General features: G+C 37.7%; 17 protein-coding genes. 5 read left to right on the top strand and 12 right to left on the bottom strand.

What is annotated here, in order from left to right; all coding sequences use genetic code 11:
* Positions 1-12: 12 nt before the first annotated feature.
* Complete coding sequence (locus ACX9YW_RS04480; protein WP_460342429.1) at positions 13-993, bottom strand: ABC transporter permease; 981 nt, start codon at positions 991-993, stop codon at positions 13-15.
* A 178-nt stretch (positions 994-1,171) separates the two neighbouring features.
* Positions 1,172-2,152 (bottom strand): ABC transporter permease, encoded by a 981-nt coding sequence (locus ACX9YW_RS04475; RefSeq protein ID WP_460342426.1) that lies wholly within the window; start codon positions 2,150-2,152, stop codon positions 1,172-1,174.
* 199 nt (positions 2,153-2,351) lie between these two features.
* Here ACX9YW_RS04475 and ACX9YW_RS04470 point away from each other — a divergent pair, with 199 nt between their 5' ends.
* Positions 2,352-3,014, top strand: a complete 663-nt coding sequence (locus tag ACX9YW_RS04470) for an FMN-dependent NADH-azoreductase (protein WP_460342423.1) — start codon at positions 2,352-2,354, stop codon at positions 3,012-3,014.
* Between the two features lie 322 nt (positions 3,015-3,336).
* Here the strand turns inward: ACX9YW_RS04470 and ACX9YW_RS04465 are convergent, their stop codons facing one another.
* Positions 3,337-4,110: a YciI family protein gene (locus tag ACX9YW_RS04465; RefSeq protein ID WP_460342420.1), complete on the bottom strand. Its 774-nt coding sequence runs from the start codon at positions 4,108-4,110 to the stop codon at positions 3,337-3,339.
* 17 nt (positions 4,111-4,127) lie between these two features.
* Positions 4,128-5,360 (bottom strand): aminopeptidase, encoded by a 1,233-nt coding sequence (locus ACX9YW_RS04460; protein WP_460342417.1) that lies wholly within the window; start codon positions 5,358-5,360, stop codon positions 4,128-4,130.
* Between the two features lie 174 nt (positions 5,361-5,534).
* Between ACX9YW_RS04460 and ACX9YW_RS04455 the strand changes: the two genes are divergently transcribed.
* A complete protein-coding gene (locus ACX9YW_RS04455) occupies positions 5,535-6,707 on the top strand; it encodes a membrane-associated sensor domain-containing protein (protein WP_460342414.1) in 1,173 nt (390 codons plus the stop codon).
* Positions 6,708-6,756: 49 nt separating this feature from the next.
* Here ACX9YW_RS04455 and ACX9YW_RS04450 read toward each other — a convergent pair whose 3' ends face one another.
* Entirely contained in the window at positions 6,757-8,601 is a 1,845-nt protein-coding gene (locus ACX9YW_RS04450) for an ABC transporter ATP-binding protein (protein WP_460342411.1), read from the bottom strand.
* Positions 8,594-10,321: an ABC transporter ATP-binding protein gene (locus ACX9YW_RS04445; protein WP_460342408.1), complete on the bottom strand. Its 1,728-nt coding sequence runs from the start codon at positions 10,319-10,321 to the stop codon at positions 8,594-8,596. The genes ACX9YW_RS04450 and ACX9YW_RS04445 overlap by 8 nt, the downstream gene beginning before the upstream one ends.
* Before the next feature lie 177 nt (positions 10,322-10,498).
* Between ACX9YW_RS04445 and ACX9YW_RS04440 the strand changes: the two genes are divergently transcribed.
* Positions 10,499-10,744, top strand: coding sequence for an amino acid decarboxylase (locus ACX9YW_RS04440; protein WP_460342405.1), 246 nt, complete (start codon positions 10,499-10,501; stop codon positions 10,742-10,744).
* A gap of 217 nt (positions 10,745-10,961) precedes the next feature.
* Here the strand turns inward: ACX9YW_RS04440 and ACX9YW_RS04435 are convergent, their stop codons facing one another.
* Positions 10,962-11,654, bottom strand: coding sequence for a Crp/Fnr family transcriptional regulator (locus tag ACX9YW_RS04435; protein ID WP_460342402.1), 693 nt, complete (start codon positions 11,652-11,654; stop codon positions 10,962-10,964).
* A 189-nt stretch (positions 11,655-11,843) separates the two neighbouring features.
* Here ACX9YW_RS04435 and ACX9YW_RS04430 point away from each other — a divergent pair, with 189 nt between their 5' ends.
* Positions 11,844-12,185 (top strand): cupin domain-containing protein, encoded by a 342-nt coding sequence (locus ACX9YW_RS04430; protein WP_460342399.1) that lies wholly within the window; start codon positions 11,844-11,846, stop codon positions 12,183-12,185.
* Between the two features lie 56 nt (positions 12,186-12,241).
* Here the strand turns inward: ACX9YW_RS04430 and ACX9YW_RS04425 are convergent, their stop codons facing one another.
* The 5 genes from ACX9YW_RS04425 to ACX9YW_RS04405 form a co-directional block, all read right to left on the bottom strand.
* Positions 12,242-12,700, bottom strand: coding sequence for a threonine/serine exporter family protein (locus ACX9YW_RS04425; RefSeq protein ID WP_460342396.1), 459 nt, complete (start codon positions 12,698-12,700; stop codon positions 12,242-12,244).
* A gap of 11 nt (positions 12,701-12,711) precedes the next feature.
* A complete protein-coding gene (locus ACX9YW_RS04420; RefSeq protein ID WP_460342393.1) occupies positions 12,712-13,464 on the bottom strand; it encodes a threonine/serine exporter family protein in 753 nt (250 codons plus the stop codon).
* Positions 13,465-13,534: 70 nt separating this feature from the next.
* A complete protein-coding gene (locus ACX9YW_RS04415; protein WP_460342390.1) occupies positions 13,535-14,713 on the bottom strand; it encodes a zinc metalloprotease in 1,179 nt (392 codons plus the stop codon).
* A 196-nt stretch (positions 14,714-14,909) separates the two neighbouring features.
* Complete coding sequence (locus ACX9YW_RS04410; RefSeq protein ID WP_460342387.1) at positions 14,910-16,061, bottom strand: HD-GYP domain-containing protein; 1,152 nt, start codon at positions 16,059-16,061, stop codon at positions 14,910-14,912.
* A gap of 29 nt (positions 16,062-16,090) precedes the next feature.
* Positions 16,091-17,317, bottom strand: coding sequence for an ATP-binding protein (locus ACX9YW_RS04405; protein ID WP_460342384.1), 1,227 nt, complete (start codon positions 17,315-17,317; stop codon positions 16,091-16,093).
* A 254-nt stretch (positions 17,318-17,571) separates the two neighbouring features.
* Here ACX9YW_RS04405 and ACX9YW_RS04400 point away from each other — a divergent pair, with 254 nt between their 5' ends.
* On the top strand, positions 17,572-18,042 hold the full coding sequence (locus ACX9YW_RS04400; RefSeq protein WP_460342381.1) for a hypothetical protein: 471 nt from the start codon (positions 17,572-17,574) through the stop codon (positions 18,040-18,042).
* Positions 18,043-18,561 lie beyond the last annotated feature (519 nt).

The following is an 18,561-nucleotide window of genomic DNA, read 5'->3' as shown; positions in this document are numbered from 1 at the left end:
TCCTTTATATTTTTATAATGTTTTTTGAAAACGTACCCGTGGATCAACTATTGCATACAAAATATCTGCAAACATATTACATAAAATAATGCCTACTGATGTTAATAATGTTGTGCCCATAATGATTGGATAGTCCCGAGTAAAGACCGCGGTAATGGCTAATCTCCCCATCCCTGGCCAACCGAAAATTTGTTCAATGATAAATGCCCCTCCCAAAATCATCGGTAGTTGTAAAGCCACCACCGTGATAATTGGAATTAATGCATTTCGAAGAGCATGCTTTACGATTACGAAGTATTCAGCTAATCCTTTTGAACGAGCCGTTTGAATGTAATCCTGATTAATAACCTCTAACATGCTTGCCCTAATAAATCGAGTATTCCCTGCCACCATTCCAAATGCTAATACCGTTGCCGGAAGAATCAGATGCTTTATTCGATCGATAATAACAAATTGGTCATACACTTCTCGCATTCCACTTACCGGGGTCCAACCTAAGTTTAAGCTGAAAATTAAGATTGCCACAAGAGCTACGAAAAAAGCCGGTGATGAAATTCCTAAATAGGAATAGAAGGAAAAGAAGAAATCAGCAAATGAATTTCTCTTTACGGCTGTGTAAACCCCAATCGGAATCGAAATAATCAAAGAAAGAATCATCGCTGTTACTGTTAACCAAAGGGTAGCAGGAATCCTTTCGAGAAGTTTATGAATAACCGGTTGGCCGTCTAAAAATGAATAGCCAAAATTGCCGTGAAGAATAATTCCTTTAATCCAATTGTAGTACTGAACATGGATGGGCACATCCAACCCTAGTCTTTCTAATACACGATCTCGTATCTCTTGCGTAGCTAAATGAGAAGCAGCCGGATCTTCAAACATAGCTACGACATCACCTGGTGCTAGGCTTATTAATAAATAAGAGATAATGGAGATAATAAATAATAAAGGGATAGCCTGCAGGACCCTCCTCAATACAAACAAACGAAACGACATATTTACCCTCCTCAGAAAAAAGCCGCATTCAATATATATCCTTTTTACATGACCTATTTCCTATTAAACTTCAACTATTATTAAATGATTAATTGCAAATCCAAAAATTACGGCAAGCTTCTTTAATAAAAAAGGACTTTGCCAAGTGCATAACTTTAGCAAAATCCATTTGTACTGTTTATTCAGATTTTTGGAAACGGATCCGTGGATCGACCACGGCGTACAATATATCAGCTAACATATTACATAAAATAACTCCAACGGACGCTAACATAGTCGTCCCCATTATGAGTGGGTAATCTCGGACAAAGACGGCATTAATGGCCATTCTCCCCATCCCTGGCCAACCAAAGATTTGTTCAATAATAAAGGCTCCTCCTAAAATCATCGGCAGCTGTAAGGCTATTACAGTAATAATAGGAATTAATGCATTTCGAAGAGCATGCTTAACGATAACATAGTATTCGGCTAATCCTTTTGACCTGGCCGTTTGGATATAATCCTGATTGATTACCTCCAACATACTTGCCCGAATAAAGCGGGTATTCCCTGCAACCATTCCAAAAGCAAGAACGGTCGCCGGAAGAATCAAATGCTTGATGCGATCGATGATCTCAAAATGATCATAAACTTCGCGCATTCCACTTACTGGAGTCCAGCCTAATTTTAAGCTGAAAACTAAGATGGCTACAAGGGCCACAAAAAAAGCCGGTGAAGATATTCCCAAATAAGAATAAAAAGAAAAGAAGAAATCCGCAAAAGAATTTCTCTTTACGGCAGTGTACACTCCAATTGGAATCGAAATAATCAACGAAAGAACCATTGCTGTTACCGTTAACCAAAGAGTAGCAGGCATTCTTTCAAGAATTCTATGAATCACTGGTTGCCCATCTTGAAAGGAAAATCCAAAGTTAGCATGTAAGATAATTTCTTTCATCCAGTTATAGTATTGAATATGGATCGGCACATCTAAACCAAGTCTTTCTAATATACGTTCCCGTATCTCAAGGCCAGCCAAATGTCCTGCACCTGGATCCTCGAACATCGCTACGACATCCCCAGGGGCTAATGCTATTAATAAATAAGAAATAATGGAGATAATAAATAATAATGGAATTGCTTGGAGAACTCTCCGCAAGACAAAAAGACGAAACGACATATATCAACCACCTCATAAATATTTGCATTCAAGATATATTCTCTATTTGGGACTAAATTCCTGCATGAATTTTTGAAAATTTTTTATTTTTAAACCGGACACCCAGTTTGTTCAAATAATGTTCATTTTTTTCACAGAATCGTGAAACTTCGAACATAAAATCTGTAGTATGCTTAAAAAAAAGAAGGCGGGGGTTACTATGAAGAGGCTGCTATATATTACCGTGAATCCGAAAAAAGATATCGCCCTTTCAAAAGGACGTCAAATTGGGCAGGTTTTCTTGGAAACCTTTAAGCAGGAACAGCCTGATGTAGAAATTATCGAAATGGATTTATTTTCAATGGATATTCCATATGTAGACATGGACCTTTTATACGCACGTGCCAAGACCTCATTTATGGGTGTTCCGTTTGATCAATTGAAGGATGCTGAAAAGGACAAATTAACGAAAATGCATGCATTGGCGGAGGAGTTTATTAATGCCGACTATTATGTATTTGTCACACCGTTATGGAATCTCGGTTCACCACCTGTCTTAAAAGCATTTCTTGACAATTTATTTATTGCAGAAAAAACGTTTACCAATACCCCTGAAGGCCCAAGAGGTCTTTTAACGAATCGGAAAGCGATCCACATCCAAACACGTGGTGGTATTTATACAACAGGACGTATGGTTGAACTTGAGAATGGTGATCGTTTCCTAACAAATGCATTAGATTTCCTTGGCCTTGAGGTCATGGAACCAGTGATTGCAGAGGGAATGGATCATTTTCCTAAACAAGCGGCGGAAATTATGGAAAAAGCAAAGGCGAAGGCCGTAGTCGCCGCGAAGGCAATGGCTAAGGAAACTGTACAAATTTAAAGAAAAATGCTGGTCTCCGTGGAATGCGAGATCCAGCATTTTTCTTTTTTGGACTCGAGTTCGGGTTTTCAGGTGCTTTCCTATCCGAACCGCGGTACGGTTCGGACTCGATTGGCAGCCCTATTCGGACTCGATTTCGCTTTTCGGGTGCTTTCCTGTCCGAATAGCTGCCCTATTCGGACTCGATTTCGCTTTTCAGGCTCTTTCCTGTCCGAATAGCTGCCCTGTTCGGACTCGATTACCCATCTCGGGCTCTTCCCTGTCCGAATAGCTGCCCTTTTCGGACTCGTTTTCGCTTTCATGCTCTTTCCTATCCGAATAGCTATCCTATTTTTAATTCCTCTAGATCCTTTACTAGCATCTTTTTACTATCCTCAATGACTATTTTTTCTACATAGTTTTGAGCCAGATTATATGCTTTTTCTGCCTCTTCATATTGCTCTAGCACAACACATGCCCTAACTAACGCTTCATACCCATAGCCGATATAAAATGGCGGGATGTTTGAATCTTCACTTACCTCGATACACCGTTCAGCATAATATTTGGCGCGTTCGCCATTTTTGGCAACTGCATAGACTCTTGATATCTGCCAATAGCCTATCGATAAATTGGTTGCAGTGTGGTCAGGAACCTGAGTCCAATGCCAAAAAGAAGTATGAGCCAGGTGGATCATATTCTCTTCTTGTTCCTTTGTTCTTTCCGATAAGTCTAGTAGATCCCATACTTGATTAAAGTATTGGCTTGCCAATTGCTTGTGATTAATTGACCCTGCCGCACCCTCCACTTTGAATTTCTCATTATAGATGGCAACACTGTAAGGGTAAAGTTCAGCAGTCATGATGCCAGATTTAACAGTTGGGTCATTTTCCATAATGGTTCGAGCAGCTTGTTCGTTTTCGACCTGAAGAATCACAATACCGAAGGTCGTCTCGTCCAAGTTATCCGTTTTTCCCGCTAGAATGAGCTTATTTTCGTGTTTTAGGTTTAGTAGTCTTTGAAAATGTTCCTTGACTAAGTTATTATCTGATTCGGTCCAGTTTTCTGCCGTTAGAAGTCTTGGGATGAGTTTTAATATATAGATAAATTCCATCATGTTACCTCCTAACCCAGTTAAATTACAAAATTCCCATCTTTAAAGATAGCGACTTCTTTGCCAGCCATGTTTGTTCCGACAATCGATAGGTCGGCTGTGCCGAACATGAAGTCTACATGGGTCAATGAATCATTGACTCCAGCTACCTCTAACTCATCCTTACTCATTTTGTCACCATTTTTCAGACAAACTGGGTAGGCTTTACCGATTGCTAGGTGACAGGATGCATTTTCGTCAAATAAGGTGTTAAAAAATAAAATATTCAAATTTGAAATAGGTGAATCATATGGCACCAATGCTAATTCCCCTAGGTAGCTTGCTCCCTCATCGGTTTCGATAATATTTTTTAACGTATCATAGCCTTTTTCGGCTTGGAAGGAAACAATTTTACCATCCTTAAATTCTAGTGAGAAATTTTCAATAAGACTACCGTTATAGTTTAATGGCATAGATGCTACTACCTTACCATTCACCCCTGTTTTCTTCGGAACGGTGAAAAGCTCTTCTGTCGGCATATTAGCCACAAACTCAACCCCATCCGGTGAATACTCTGAACCGCCGAGCCAAATATTACCCTCTGGCAACTCAACGTGTAAGTCTGTTCCTAGTGAATTAGTAATATGTAAAGACTTCATTGGATTATCAGCAAAATATTGCCTACGGTTTCGTAAATTTTGACAGTGCTCTTGCCAGGCTGCAACCGGATTTTCTTGGTCAGCGCGCACCGCTTGAAATATTACTTCCCATAAGTGATGAATAGCTTCTGTTTCAGAAACCGCCTCTGGGAAAACCTTTTTCGCCCATGCAGCAGTTGGAACTGATACGACCACCCAACGGTTTTGATTGTTCATCCGTCGCTCACGATACTCTCTAATCGCAGTACCAAGGGCTTTACTTGCCTTCATCATTCGCGCGGGATCGACATCCTTCATCAATTCTGGATCTTCAGCGTAAATGTTGACAAAAGCAGCTCCTTCTCTAGCATACGACAAATAGAATTCCTTTTGCCATTCAGGTACTGTTTCTAACGTTTCGTCTGGGGCAGAGAGGAATTTAATTTTTGATAGCTGCTCGTCCTCCCATCTGACTACTACATTCTTGGCCCCCTCATCATAGGCAATTTGGGCCATTAGCCTTGCAAATTCAGCTGTTTCAATTGGTGAAAAAATGACAAGTGTTTGGTCTTTTTGTACATTAACACCCGTTTTCACAACTAAACGGGCATATTGTTCTAAATATTGTTGGTTCATCTAACATTCCTCCGTATAAAAATTTAATAGCTCTAATAGATTCTCGATTTGACCACCGTTTCCCTTCTTACAACAAAATGGAAAAATCCACAAAATCTCAATATCTGATTTGTTCAATAGAGTGACAGCAAGATTATAATATTATTAAATCGTTTTGAAGTAGGTGATGACTAAATGACCGAAAGTAAATTTATGGGCTATACGTTATTTTCCGTTTTAATTTTTATACTTATCCATATTTTCCAACCACATATATTGACTATATATAACCCCATGAACTACTTGGGGTTTCATACGATACTAGAGGTTATTAGTATTGCTCTTTCTGCTTACATCTTTATGTATGGCTGGAGAATGTTTGCCACCACCAAAATGAGAGGTTATTTAATGCTCTCAACGATCTTTTTCTTAGTCGGAGTCATTGATTTATTTCATACCATAACCTTTAATGGGATGCCATATTTTTTCTCGGATAGTTCGATTCCTAAGGCGACTTGGTTTTGGGTAGTAGCTAGAAGTATTGAAGCGGTACTGATATTAGTCTTCCTTCTGTTACCTAACAAACAGCTAAAGAAGGATTTCAGGCCCGCCGTTCTGACTATTTCATGTTTCGTTCTACTATTCATCATTGGATTTATTTATCATTACGAAAAAAGTTTGCCATCCCTAGTTATAGAAGGAAAAGGAACGACTTTACTAAAAAATACAATCGAGTATTTTGTCAGTTTCTTTCATTTCGTAGCGATCGTTCTCATGCTGTATCGTTATTTCATGGATAAAAAAGAAAGCCATTTATACAATGCGCTCGCTTTCACCTTTCTTTTTCTATCGGAATTAGTATTCACGATTTATCAAAGTGTTTATGACGTAGATAATTTTGTTGGCCATATTTTTAAAGTATGCGGCTATTATTTTATCATGAAGGGCTTTTTGTTTACCCCTGAACCTATGAATTCAATAGAACAGAAGAGCGTTGAAGAAAGTGCTGTAAAGAAAATTGTGCTTGAGCAAGATGGAATATTGTTTCGAGTGATAAAGCAAGACGGTGATCTGGTGTATGACTTTTGTCATGGCGGATTACTCGATTCTCTAGGAGTTTCCCCATCAGCCATCATTGGAAAGACGATTCAAGAAGTCATTCCGTATGATCTGGATTATACGGTTCATTATTATTTCCGAGCATGGAATACGGGTGAGACTGTCCAATTCACCATACAAAACAATGACCGGACATTTTTCTATTCCTTAAAACCACTACAAAAAAACGGAATCGTTACTGAAATGATTGGCACAATAGTAGACATAACATTTGTTCAACAATATCAAAAGCAAGTAAGGAATTTGTAGCAAATAGCCAGAGGAGTGTCCCTCTGGCTATTCTGTCCCAATTATGAGGTTAGCTGTTTACGGCATAATTCGTTTTTTTCAACTGACTCTGATAAAGCTCCGCATAGTAACCATTTTTTCGGATAAGTTCGATGTGGTTTCCTCGCTCGATGATCCGCCCATCCTTTAATACTAAAATACAATCGGCCTTTTGGATTGTATTCAACCGATGAGCAATCACGAAACTTGTTCTTCCAGTTAATAGTCTAAGTAAAGCTTCTTGAATTTTTAATTCGGTAACGGTATCAATATTACTTGTTGCTTCATCTAAAACTAAGATTTTCGGGTTGGCCACTAACGCTCGAGCGATAGAGAGCAATTGTTTTTGCCCTTGGCTTATGCCGCTTCCTTCTTGGGTTAGCACTGTCTCATACTGATTCGGAAGCTTCAAGATAAAAGAATGGGCATTTGCCAAACGAGCAGCCTCTTCGACCTCCTCATCGCTTGCATCAAGTCTCCCATAGCGAATATTTTCACGTATGGTCCCATGGAAAAGGAATGGATCCTGCAAGACAAATGCCATTTGCTCACGTAAGTTTTGACGTCTAACCGAGGAAATTGGAACTCCATCAATGGTAATTTCCCCCGCATTTGGTTCGTAAAAACAGGTTAGCAAATTAAGAATCGTCGATTTTCCAGCACCGGTTGGCCCAACGAGGGCAATAGTTTCCCCTTTCTTAGCGGTAAAGTTAATCGCCGTGAGGGTGTCCCCTCCTTTTTCATACGAAAAGGAAACTTTTCTAAATTCAACTTCCCCTCTCACATTTTTTAATTCAGCAAATTGGGCTCTCTCTGGCTCTTCTTCTTTTTCATCTAAAATTTCAAATACGCGCTCCGCCCCTGCAACAGCAGATAGGAGTGTGTTGAATTGATTCGCTAAATCATTGAGCGGTCTAGTAAATTGACGGGAATACTCCGTAAAAATAACCATGACCCCAACCGAGATATATCCTTTAAGCGCAAAAACGCCACCAATCCCGGCAATAATCGTGAAGCTCAGGTTATTTAGCAAATTCATTAGTTTCGGAATGAAACCGGAATACGTCTGTGCCCAAAAGCCGGATTCCTTTAAACGATTATTTTTCACCTGAAATTCTTCACTTACCTTTTTTTCCTGCGAAAAGGCTTTGATAATTCGTTGGCCGGAAATGGTCTCTTCAATAAACCCATTGATCTCACCAATATTCCGTTGCTGCAACTTGAATAACTCGCTTGTTCGATTAGTGATCCATTTCATCCCCAGGAACATCAACGGTACAATTAATAAGGTAATCAGCGTTAAAAATGGGCTTAACCAGACCATGACAGTGACGGTACCAACCAATGTTAATATACTTGAGAAGACCTGGATGACCGAGCTATTAAGGGTAGAACTGACATTTTCGATGTCGTTGGTCATTCGGCTCATTAATTCCCCATGCTGGCGCTTATCAAAAAAACTGATTGGCAATCGATGTAAATGCCGGAATAAACTTGAACGTAGCTTATAAACCGTCCGTTGGGCAATCCCAATCATCCAATAGTTTTGCAGCCATAACGTAAGAGAATAGAAAAAGTACACAGCCGCTAACGAAGTTAACAATAATGTCATGCCGGATTCTTTTTTACCGACAATATAATGGTCGACAGCATAACCAATTAAGTAAGGGCCAAGTAAACCTAAACCGGAACTGAGGAGAACAAAAAATAGGACTGTAAAAAGGAGCCCCTTTTCAAACGATAACAGTCGCCAAATTCTTTTTAGCGTTCCTGCAAAATTCTTAGATTTCGGTCCTTTTTTCGTTCGATTGGTATTGTCTAAATATCGACCAGTCATTTTTTGATAACGAAAGGGTTTTAGAAGCTCATTAAGCATGACGGTTTTCCCCCTCTTCAAATTGTGATTGATAGATTTGTTGGTACAGGGATGAATTCTCCATTAGTTGTTCGTGCGTTCCATTTGCAAGAAGGCGACCCTCATCTAATAGGAGAATTTTATCAGCCTCTTTTGCTGAGCTTACCTTTTGCGTAATGAGAAACGTAGTACATGTATATGTTTTCAGTGCGGCAAGCAATTTTGCCTCTGTTTTTAAATCTAATGCACTAGTACTGTCATCTAGGATTAAGATTTTTGGTTTACGTACCAACGCTCGTGCAATGGAGATGCGTTGCTTTTGTCCACCCGATAAATTAACCCCTTTTTGGCCAATCCGCGTTAAATATTGGTTTGGTAATTTCATGATGGTTTCATGGATTTGCGCATCGGTTGTCGCTTCTAGCATTTCCTCGTTCGAAAGATCTTCCTTCCCCCAAGCTAAGTTTTCTTTAATGGTTCCGGTAAACAAAAAGCCTTCCTGGGGAACAAATCCTATTTGTCTTCTAAGCTGTTCGACATCTAAACTATAGATATTTTCCCCATCAACAAGAACTGCGCCTTCGTCCGGATTGTATAGACGTAGGATTAACTGAACCAACGAGGTTTTTCCTGAACCGGTCGCACCCATGATGGCAACTGTCTCACCTGGTCTAGCATGAAAGGACACATTTTCTAATACTGGTGTAATGGTACCTGGATAACAGAAGCTGACATTGTTGAACTCGACTGCTCCGTTTATTTCAAAGGATGGTTGTTTAGTATTGGTTTCATGTTCATCCTCTTCCATAATTAAAATTTCATCAATACGCTCTGTTGATGCTTTAGCGCGGGAAAATACCATCACAATCATTGAAAGAAGGGAAAGAGCCATTGAGACCCTTGTTCCGTATTGGATGACAGCGACGACTTCACCCACTCGAAGATTGCCTCTACTTAAGTCAAAATGTCCATACCACAAAACGAAAATTAGGCTAAGATTCATCACCAACATTAAGGCAGGCATGGTAAATTCAATCAATCTTAATGACGACATTGTTTTTTCCATTAATTCTCCATTAGAATGACTAAACCGATTTTCTTCATGTCGACCACGGTAAAAAGCTTTGATGACGCGCATTCCCGCAAGGTTTTCTCTCATAACACCGTTTACTCTGTCTAATTTCCCTTGAACTGCCTTAAATAGAACACCTGCCTTTTTCATTGCCCAAACCATAAACAATACTAAAAAGGGTATGAGAAGGACGAAGATTAGAGCTAATTTGACATTAACGGTTAGAGCCATCCCCACACCACCTAAAACTAACAATGGTGCGCGAAGCATAATCCGCAGACTCATAAATACAGTATTTTGGATTTGTGTGACATCATTAGTCATTCTTGTAATAAGGGATGATGCTGGAAATCGATTTAATTGGGAAAACGAAAAGGATTGAACCTTCATAAAAAGCTGATTCCTTACCTCTTGACCAAAGCTTTGGGCGGTATGTGCTGCGTAAAAGGAGTTTACAACTCCTGAAATAAACGCAATCAAGGAAATGGCGAGCATGATTCCTCCCCACATTAGGACATGATTAAGGTCCCGATTCATAATGCCTTCATCAATAATTTTTGACATAAGCAAAGGTTGTACAAGCTCCACCATTAACTCCAATAGCATTAAAAAGAGGGCAATACTGATATGTAATCGATAAGGCTTTAAAAATGAAAATACTTTTGGCACGAGCGATTCACCTGACTTCTTAAGTTCTTTAGAAAAACGAAATATTAATAGTACTGTTTTATTTTAACGTCTATTGCCATTATTTGAAATAGTTAGACTATTTTTTCTTGATATAAATCAATGAATAGAGTGGAGGAGATAGGTAAGATAAAGAAAATGAATGGGAGGGGATTCGCTATGTTAAACGTTCAACGGGAAGGTACAAGAGCCATTATCGATGCAAGAGAATTAATAAAGCAAGGGATTCATCCACGTACACAAATACTTGAATTTATTAAAGAAGCAGAAACAGGAACTGTGATTGAAATTCATTTGCCATTACCAGGGCAGCCACTTGTCGCAGCAGTCGAAAGTATGGGCTTAAATGCCGTCGTCAACGAAATCGAACCCGAGCACTTTCGTATCCTAGTACTTAAACATTAAATAAGGCTCTTTTCGTAAACTTTGTTGCTAACGGTGCACTATATAGTTCATTTGCAGTGTATCCGGGCGATTTTCGCATACTATTTTACGAAAAGATGCCCACGAAACAAAATATTATACGGTTGAAAGAACTTATACGAAAAGCAACAATATATATTCGAAAATAGCCTTAAATAAAAAGGAGCTCTAACGTTTTAAAGCGTTAAAGCTCCTTTTTTTATTGTCCTGCTATTTCTTTTAGTTTGTCGATATCTAACAAGCGGATGCCTCGTCGGCCGTCCAGTTCGATCACTTCAGTAGATTGAAGGTTTACTAATTTTCGGCTTAAGGTTTCCGGGGTAGCTCCGATTAAAGAAGCAAAGTCTTTTTTGGGAACTGGCAGTTGGAAATAATCATCATCATTTTCCCTTTCCATAAATAACAACAGAGCTTTTGCTAATCTTCGTTCGACCTCCATTAAGCTAATGGTCCCAATCCATTCGTCAGCGATTTGCAGCATTTCACTTAGTGCCATCATAAAGTTCATGGCCATCGAAGGGTTTCGCTCTAAAATTTTCTTGAAATCAGTCTTATGCAAGAAACAGACGTTTGTTTCTTCTAAACATTGCGCATCGGCATAATGATTTTTATTATCTAACAAAGAATATTGTCCAAAAAAATCACCTGGGAACAAAATTCGGATGATTTGTTCTTTGCCTTCATCATTCACTTTGGATACTTTAATTGTTCCTTGATGGACGACAACCAAAGCGTCAGATGGGTCACCTTCACGAAAGACGTATTCACCTTTTAAATATGTCCGGCTTTTTATCGCGGCACCTAGGTCTCCCATCTCCTCTACACTCAATCCTTTGAAAACCGGAACAGAATGGACACAAGAGTTGGTATGTTGATGTTTACCACAACACATAACAAATCTCTCCTTTCATCATACCTTTGCTTTTAGGGTAGACTATTTTCATAAATCAGAGTGTGCCTTATATCACCTTTTTCAAAAATTCTTCCGGTTAATTTGATATAAATCAATTTCGAATAAACTGAAATTGGTTATCATGGATACATAAAGCCGAGACAAACTTACCTATTGGAGGAGATCATCATGGAAAAAAAATCACTTCAAGAGCATTTGGAATATAGCGAAGAGAAATTCACGAAACGGATTATTTACAAAAAAGGTGACAGCACTGTATTTGTGCTAAATTTCATGCCAGGGCAAACTTTACCAGCTCATAAACACCCAGGTACAGAAGTTTACTTACTCGTTCTAAATGGGAGTGGCACTTTTACCATTGATGGTGTGGATACCGAGGTACAAACAAATGATGCCATTCATACTTCGGCTGAAGAAGAATTGGCCTTTAAAAATACTGGCAATGAACCAACTAGTTTATATGTGATGTTAAATAAAATTCCTGATGAAAGATACGCGCAAAATATTTAGATATTCACATTCTCCTTCCCCTAAAAAAACCTGAGGACCTTTGGCCTCAGGTTTTTTCAACTATGATTCTTTTGTACAAGTTCATTCAACCTTGCCTTACGAATTACTTGATTGATAACTTCTGAAAAAACAAGCCCAAAGGCAATGGCACCTGAAATCATTAATGCCTTAGCTGCTAATGTTGTAGCAATATAATAATCATTTTCAACGAAATGCCTCATTGCATTATAGGCCATTCCACCTGGGACCAGTGGAATAATCCCGGATACACTGAAAATAATACTAGGGGCACGATATATTCTGGCAAAGACTTGACTCATCACCCCGATAGAGATAGATGCTAAGAAAGTGGCAAAAACCACATCCATTTGCATTTTCGCTAACGAAAAATAAATCATCCAGCCAATTAATCCAACAAATCCACATTTTATTAGGGATTGCTTAGGGATATTGAACAGAATTCCAAACGCACCTGTTGCAATAAAACTTGTGATAACCTGCTCCCATGCACTCATACCTTATCCCCCTACAAAAATGATAATACGACTGCAATTCCCGCGCCAATGGCAAAAGCGGTTAAAATTGCCTCGGCCCCTTTAGATAAACCGGATACTAGATGGCCTGCCATTAAATCACGAACGGCATTGGTAATTAATAGTCCAGGCACAAGCGGCATCACAGAGCCAATAATGATTTTATCTATTTGTAAGCCAAACCCTTGCGATACGATTAAAAATGACAATAGCCCCATTACCGTAGCCGAAACAAATTCGGCAAAAAACTTAATAGCAACAACTCGATGTAAAAAAACAAAAATGATATACCCTATCCCACCTGTTACGAAGGCGGGGATAAAATCTATCCATTTTCCCTGAAACATAATCACAAAACACGCACTTGAAATGGAAGCGGCAATAACTTGGATCCACAACGGGTATGAAAGCTTTGAACTTTCAATATCCTTAAGCTGCTTTTTCGCATCAGTAACTGTTAGTTCACCGCTGCTAATTTTTCTAGAAATGCTGTTCACTTGGGCTACCTTTGTTAAATCGGTTGTCCGATCAGCTATCCGAAGCAACTTGGTTTTTATCTGCTCTTGCTCTTCGATGGTAAAAATAATTCCAGTAGGCGTCACAAAACTATGGGAATGTTCGATTCCATACGAAGCGGCTATCCGCATCATGGTGTCTTCTACTCGATAGGTTTCCGCCCCACATTGCAGCATCAATTTACCTGCCAGCAAACAAACCTCCATAATCTCATATGTGTCATTTCTCATTCTATTCGCTCCGAATCATTCAAACGTTAATAACAGTAAGTGTAATGAAAAGCCCCAGTTTGTGCAACCATCAATTTGCTTGTTCTCGTGCTTTTCCTCGATAGGTTTTTCTCCATGAGTACAATAACATAATGATCCCTATCGTTATTTGCAGTATAACGAAGATCGCATCCAAAAAGGCAACACTTTTTATAGGTGATGCTAACCCAGGAGCTACTTTAACTACGGCAAAGATCATTTGTGGGATGTAAAAAAAGACGAAAAGTAACAACGTAAGAAAGATACCAACAAAATAGAAAACCGTATAGGTTAGAATAATCTTTTTCTCTCCTGCAAACGCAATAACCTCTTGTTTTTTATTAAAAATAAACCTTTTAGCATTTTCCATTAGATTATACGATCCAGTCAGGTTTTCAAGCACATAATAAAAATCAGTTTTCATATACACACCACATTGATAAATAAAACGGATGAAAACATCTAATACGATAAAGGCCAATATGCCACTCACCAAATTATCCGCTTGCGGGATGATTGCCTGTACAATAAGAGCAGCAAAAAGTAGAACGGTATCAAAACAGATTCCGGCTAAATAGATAAAAATTCGATCTTTCGGTGCCAACTTCCAAGCAAGTGAAAGGTCTGTTTCTAAGACGACAAAAAATAAACGATGACTCACATCTAGCCTAGTTGGCAATTCATAAGCTCTAGCAGCCAAAATATGCCCCAACTCATGTATCAATACTAGCAATGTACCGACCAAAATCCATAGGAAAATATTTTGATACATCGCATCAAAAACAAACAAGTCTTTATAATGCGGGAATAAACTAGGTTTCCAAACCAATAGTGACACACAGAAAAGGAATAGGATGGAGTAAATGACTTTTGTCGTTTTATTAAAAAATAACTGACCGACCCAAGGAGAAATACTTGTTAATCCAAGCTTTTCTTGCTTCCGCTCTTCTATTTCAACCTTTTCTCCATCAATTTCTTCTATCATTTCAAGTTCAATTAATTGGTTCACGAATTCAAGTATATCGACGTCCTCATTAGGAAAAGAATATTTTAGCTCTGTTTCTATGATTTCTAAAGGAACCTGTTCGGTTATCTTCTGAATAGCAATGATACAGACTTCCGGCATTTCAAAGAATTCACCGGTTAACTGGTCCTCAACAACAAAATGTTTGGCTTCTTTTCTTATATTTAATGGATGTAATTTTATTTTGGAATCAAAAGACAGCTTCATTGGCGACACCGCTTTATATTAGATTAAAAAAATAAAAGGATGCAATATAAATTGCATCCCTCTCGTGATCAAGGTTTCCCCCACCAATTACAAACCCAACAAGTTAATTTTATTTTCGATAATTTACGAATCTTCAAGTGTATCACCTCTCGTAAAATATACTTCTTTTCTATTGTACCATAAGCTGTCTATTAATCTACTGGATACTATTATGAAATTTTGTCCATTGAGGAAAAACCTTCACAAACTCTTCAACTAACTCAGGGTCAAACTGAGTTCCTTTTCCTTCAATGATATTCTGATATGCTTCAGCTAAAGGCATGGCAGAGCGATAAGATCTTGAGGAGGTCATCGCATCAAATGCATCCGCAATTGCTACAACTCTAGCTAGAATTGGTATTTCTGTTCCCTTTAAACAGTCTGGGTAGCCTTTTCCATCCCATCTTTCATGGTGGGAGCGAATTACATCAATATTTTCAGTTAAACCTTCAACATCCTTAACTGCTTCTGCACCAACCACTGGGTGGGATTTGATCACTTCGTATTCCTCGGTTGTTAATTTAGAGGGTTTTGCCAGAATTTGATCTGGGATATGGATTTTTCCAATATCATGTAAAAGGCATGCATAATAAAACCCTTCCAACTGATCTTTAGAAAATAACCCAGTTTCCCTCGCAAGAATTTGTGCATACCCAGCTACCCTTTCACTATGACCGCGAGTATAAGGGTCTTTTAACTCAAGTGTAGCAATTACACCTTTAACAATTCCTTCTAATTGCTGATTATAAGAGCTTTTTACTGCTGCTACATAACCTTTAAAACGGTTTAATAGTATAAACGAGATTACAGCCAAGATGAATACGATGGTAGCAGCAAATAACGTTTCAGGTGAACTAAGGCACAAGGTTAACAAAATATATTTTGACATTGTTCCTAAAACAACTATCCAAAGAAACCTGCTATTAACAAAAATCGGGGCAAATAATACTAAAAATAGTTCAGCTAAATTCCCGCTATTATACTGAATATCTTTTCCAAAATAAGTAATTAATTCGGTGATAAAAATTAAAATAATATAAGAAATCGAATAGATATATTTTATTAAATATTCCTTTTTATTTTTATTTAGATAAAAAATCAAAGGTATGATCCCAAACATAATAACATAAATCCAATAATAAGAAGCGTTTGGAAACCCAACTTCTTCACGCCCAAGTAAATATTTTGGTCTGATAAAGTAGTAGAATGCATCATAAGTCGTTAAAATTAAATAGAACAATGTAATAAACCAAATATTTGTTCTCTGCTCTTCATTTCTGAGTGCTGAATTTCGGTTATATTTTTTCATGAGATACCTCTGATAATTTATTTTTTATATCAAATTGGTAAGTATACCTCCACCGTAGTTCCCTTTCCAGGTTTACTATCAAAAACTATTTTCCCATTATGCTTTTCAATAATACTCATACTAACCATCAACCCGAGACCATTTCCATCCTGTTTGGTTGAAAAAAAGGGTTGTCCTAGCATAGCTATTTTTTCTTTTTCAATACCTAGCCCCTCATCTTCGATTCGAATAATCAAATATTCATAAGCATTTTTAGATGAGATTGTAACGCTGCCGCCAGTTGGCATCGATTCAATTGAATTTTTTATCAGATTTATAAAAACCTGTTTGAGCTGGTTACCATCACATAAAATCATTGGAGAATTATCCAGGTCTACCTTAAAGCCTACTTGATTTAACCCTGCTATCTGGCTTAAAATCGTTACTACATAATTAATTATGTCCCTAAGATCATGCTTCAGTAATGATAGTGATTTCGGTTTCCCAATGTACATTAGATCATTAACGATAAGATTCATTCTTTCAATTTCATTCTCCATAATTTGAAAAAAGCCTTTATCATCAGGATATTTTTCATATTGAAGCTGGGTAAAACCTTTTAATGCTGCTAATGGATTTCTAATTTCATGTCCAATCGAAGTCGCTAATTGGCCAACTGCTGCCAATTTTTCATTATTCCTAAGATCCTCGTTAACCTTCTCTAATGAATTAATATAGGATAAAAACCGATATAAAAATATATACGCAATTCCCGCCAAAACAGTCATAATTACTATCCCATGTAAAAGGGCTATGTCATGTAAAATCAATCCTAATAAGGCTAATTTCAATATTAAAGTCCCATAAGAGAACCAGAAAAACCTTTTATTTAAAAATATAGGTGAAAATAGAAGGAACAATAATTCGACTATATTGCCTGATTTAAATTCCATATCATGGCCTACATAAATGGTTAGGGCAACGATAAAATCGATTAAATTATAGCCGAAAATAATAACATATTTTGTCCTCCAGGGTTGATTACTTTTCAAATAATAAATTGCCAATGGTAATAATCCAATTACTAATAAATGGAACCAATAACCTAATCCCTCAGTATATATATTTTCAATTTTACCTTTAGACATTAAGGGAATTAGGAAATAATAAAACAGTTCATAAATAAAAAATATGATAAAAAACAGCCATAAAAAAAGCTTAGTCGCTTTTATTTCTTCATTAATTAATTTATAGTTAAAATTATTCTCTAAGTCCATAATGTAGCTCCTTAGTAATAATGGGAGAATCGAACTATCAAAAAAAGGTCTTTATGTCCATTGTAAACGAAAACTATGGAGTTTAAAGTAGTTTTTTGTTGAATTTTGTAGATTTTTTTTGTAATTGAGTTTAATTTTACCATCTTCGAACCTTAATACCTATGGATAATTTTGGATTACGGTCAATTTACTATGAGAAACCCTATATATGCTATAATAAACCAAAATTCTTTTTAGAAAGATGTGAATATAGTTTGCTTACTTTTGAAGAAAAAATGGCAATAATTGAATCATTTCCTGAACTTGAAAGAAAAAATGTCTCCCTAGGTCGAGTAAATTTTCATTTCCCTTATAGTATTTCTGATAAAAAAAATGTCGTGTACCATTTGCATCCAAACGGGAACGGATTTGTGTACGCAGAACTATTGCAGGATTATGATACAGATGAAAAAGGAATGGTGAATATCCGAGATTTTTCTCGTGAGGAGCTTCGGTCAGTTATTCAAAAAGCTATTCTTTCTCTTTCTCCAAACTCCGATATTGAAGCAGCCATCATCGGGGATGAAATCGAAGAAAAATGGATGGATCAAGAGGGACACAGCCTCATCCTTTTGAACGAGGATGAAATGTGGAATATATATTCCGGTTTAAACCTTGATAACACGTTTAATACATACGAAGAAGCATTGGAGTACTTGGAAGAGGAAGGGTTTAAGCGTTTATAATCGTCGAGAACCTCTCAATACCATTTCCGACCTTTTTTACAGTCATTTTGGTAGTGAGACCGGCTCTCTATACCATTTCCACCCTTTTTTACGGTCATTTTGGTATTGAGACCGGCTCTCTATATCATTTCCGACCTTTTTTACAGTCATTTTGGTAGTGAGACCGGCTCTCTATACCATTTCCGACCTTTTTTACGGTCATTTTGGTAGTGAGACCGGCTCTCTATACCATTTCCAGCTTTTTTACGGCCAAAATGGTATTGAGACAGGCTCTCTATACCATTTCCGGCTTTTTTTACGGCCAAAATGGTATTGAAACAGGCTCTCTATACCATTTCCGACCTTTTTTACGGTCATTTTGGTATTGAGACCGGCTCTCTATACCATTTCCAGCTTTTTTTACGGCCAAAATGGTATTGAGACAGGCTCTCTATACCATTTCCAGCCTTTTTTTTCGGTCATTTTGGTATTGAGACAGGCTCTCTATACCATTTCCAGCCTTTTTTTTCGGTCATTTTG

The organism is Pseudoneobacillus rhizolycopersici (assembly GCF_054786815.1).
Note: the sequence above shows the minus strand (reverse complement) of the source record. Positions and strands in the feature narration are given on the sequence as shown.

Excerpts from the sequence above, each read along its gene's own strand:
- ACX9YW_RS04405 (WP_460342384.1), bottom strand. The coding sequence starts at position 17,317 with ATGGACTTAGAGAATAATTTTAACTATAAATTAATTAATGAAGAAATA.
- ACX9YW_RS04425 (WP_460342396.1), bottom strand. The coding sequence starts at position 12,700 with ATGAGTGCATGGGAGCAGGTTATCACAAGTTTTATTGCAACAGGTGCG.
- ACX9YW_RS04475 (WP_460342426.1), bottom strand. The coding sequence starts at position 2,152 with ATGTCGTTTCGTCTTTTTGTCTTGCGGAGAGTTCTCCAAGCAATTCCA.
- ACX9YW_RS04430 (WP_460342399.1), top strand. The coding sequence starts at position 11,844 with ATGGAAAAAAAATCACTTCAAGAGCATTTGGAATATAGCGAAGAGAAA.
- ACX9YW_RS04415 (WP_460342390.1), bottom strand. The coding sequence starts at position 14,713 with ATGAAGCTGTCTTTTGATTCCAAAATAAAATTACATCCATTAAATATA.
- ACX9YW_RS04460 (WP_460342417.1), bottom strand. The coding sequence starts at position 5,360 with ATGAACCAACAATATTTAGAACAATATGCCCGTTTAGTTGTGAAAACG.
- ACX9YW_RS04480 (WP_460342429.1), bottom strand. The coding sequence starts at position 993 with ATGTCGTTTCGTTTGTTTGTATTGAGGAGGGTCCTGCAGGCTATCCCT.
- ACX9YW_RS04465 (WP_460342420.1), bottom strand. The coding sequence starts at position 4,110 with ATGATGGAATTTATCTATATATTAAAACTCATCCCAAGACTTCTAACG.
- ACX9YW_RS04470 (WP_460342423.1), top strand. The coding sequence starts at position 2,352 with ATGAAGAGGCTGCTATATATTACCGTGAATCCGAAAAAAGATATCGCC.
- ACX9YW_RS04420 (WP_460342393.1), bottom strand. The coding sequence starts at position 13,464 with ATGAGAAATGACACATATGAGATTATGGAGGTTTGTTTGCTGGCAGGT.
- ACX9YW_RS04450 (WP_460342411.1), bottom strand. The coding sequence starts at position 8,601 with ATGCTTAATGAGCTTCTAAAACCCTTTCGTTATCAAAAAATGACTGGT.
- ACX9YW_RS04435 (WP_460342402.1), bottom strand. The coding sequence starts at position 11,654 with ATGTGTTGTGGTAAACATCAACATACCAACTCTTGTGTCCATTCTGTT.
- ACX9YW_RS04455 (WP_460342414.1), top strand. The coding sequence starts at position 5,535 with ATGACCGAAAGTAAATTTATGGGCTATACGTTATTTTCCGTTTTAATT.
- ACX9YW_RS04410 (WP_460342387.1), bottom strand. The coding sequence starts at position 16,061 with ATGAAAAAATATAACCGAAATTCAGCACTCAGAAATGAAGAGCAGAGA.
- ACX9YW_RS04440 (WP_460342405.1), top strand. The coding sequence starts at position 10,499 with ATGTTAAACGTTCAACGGGAAGGTACAAGAGCCATTATCGATGCAAGA.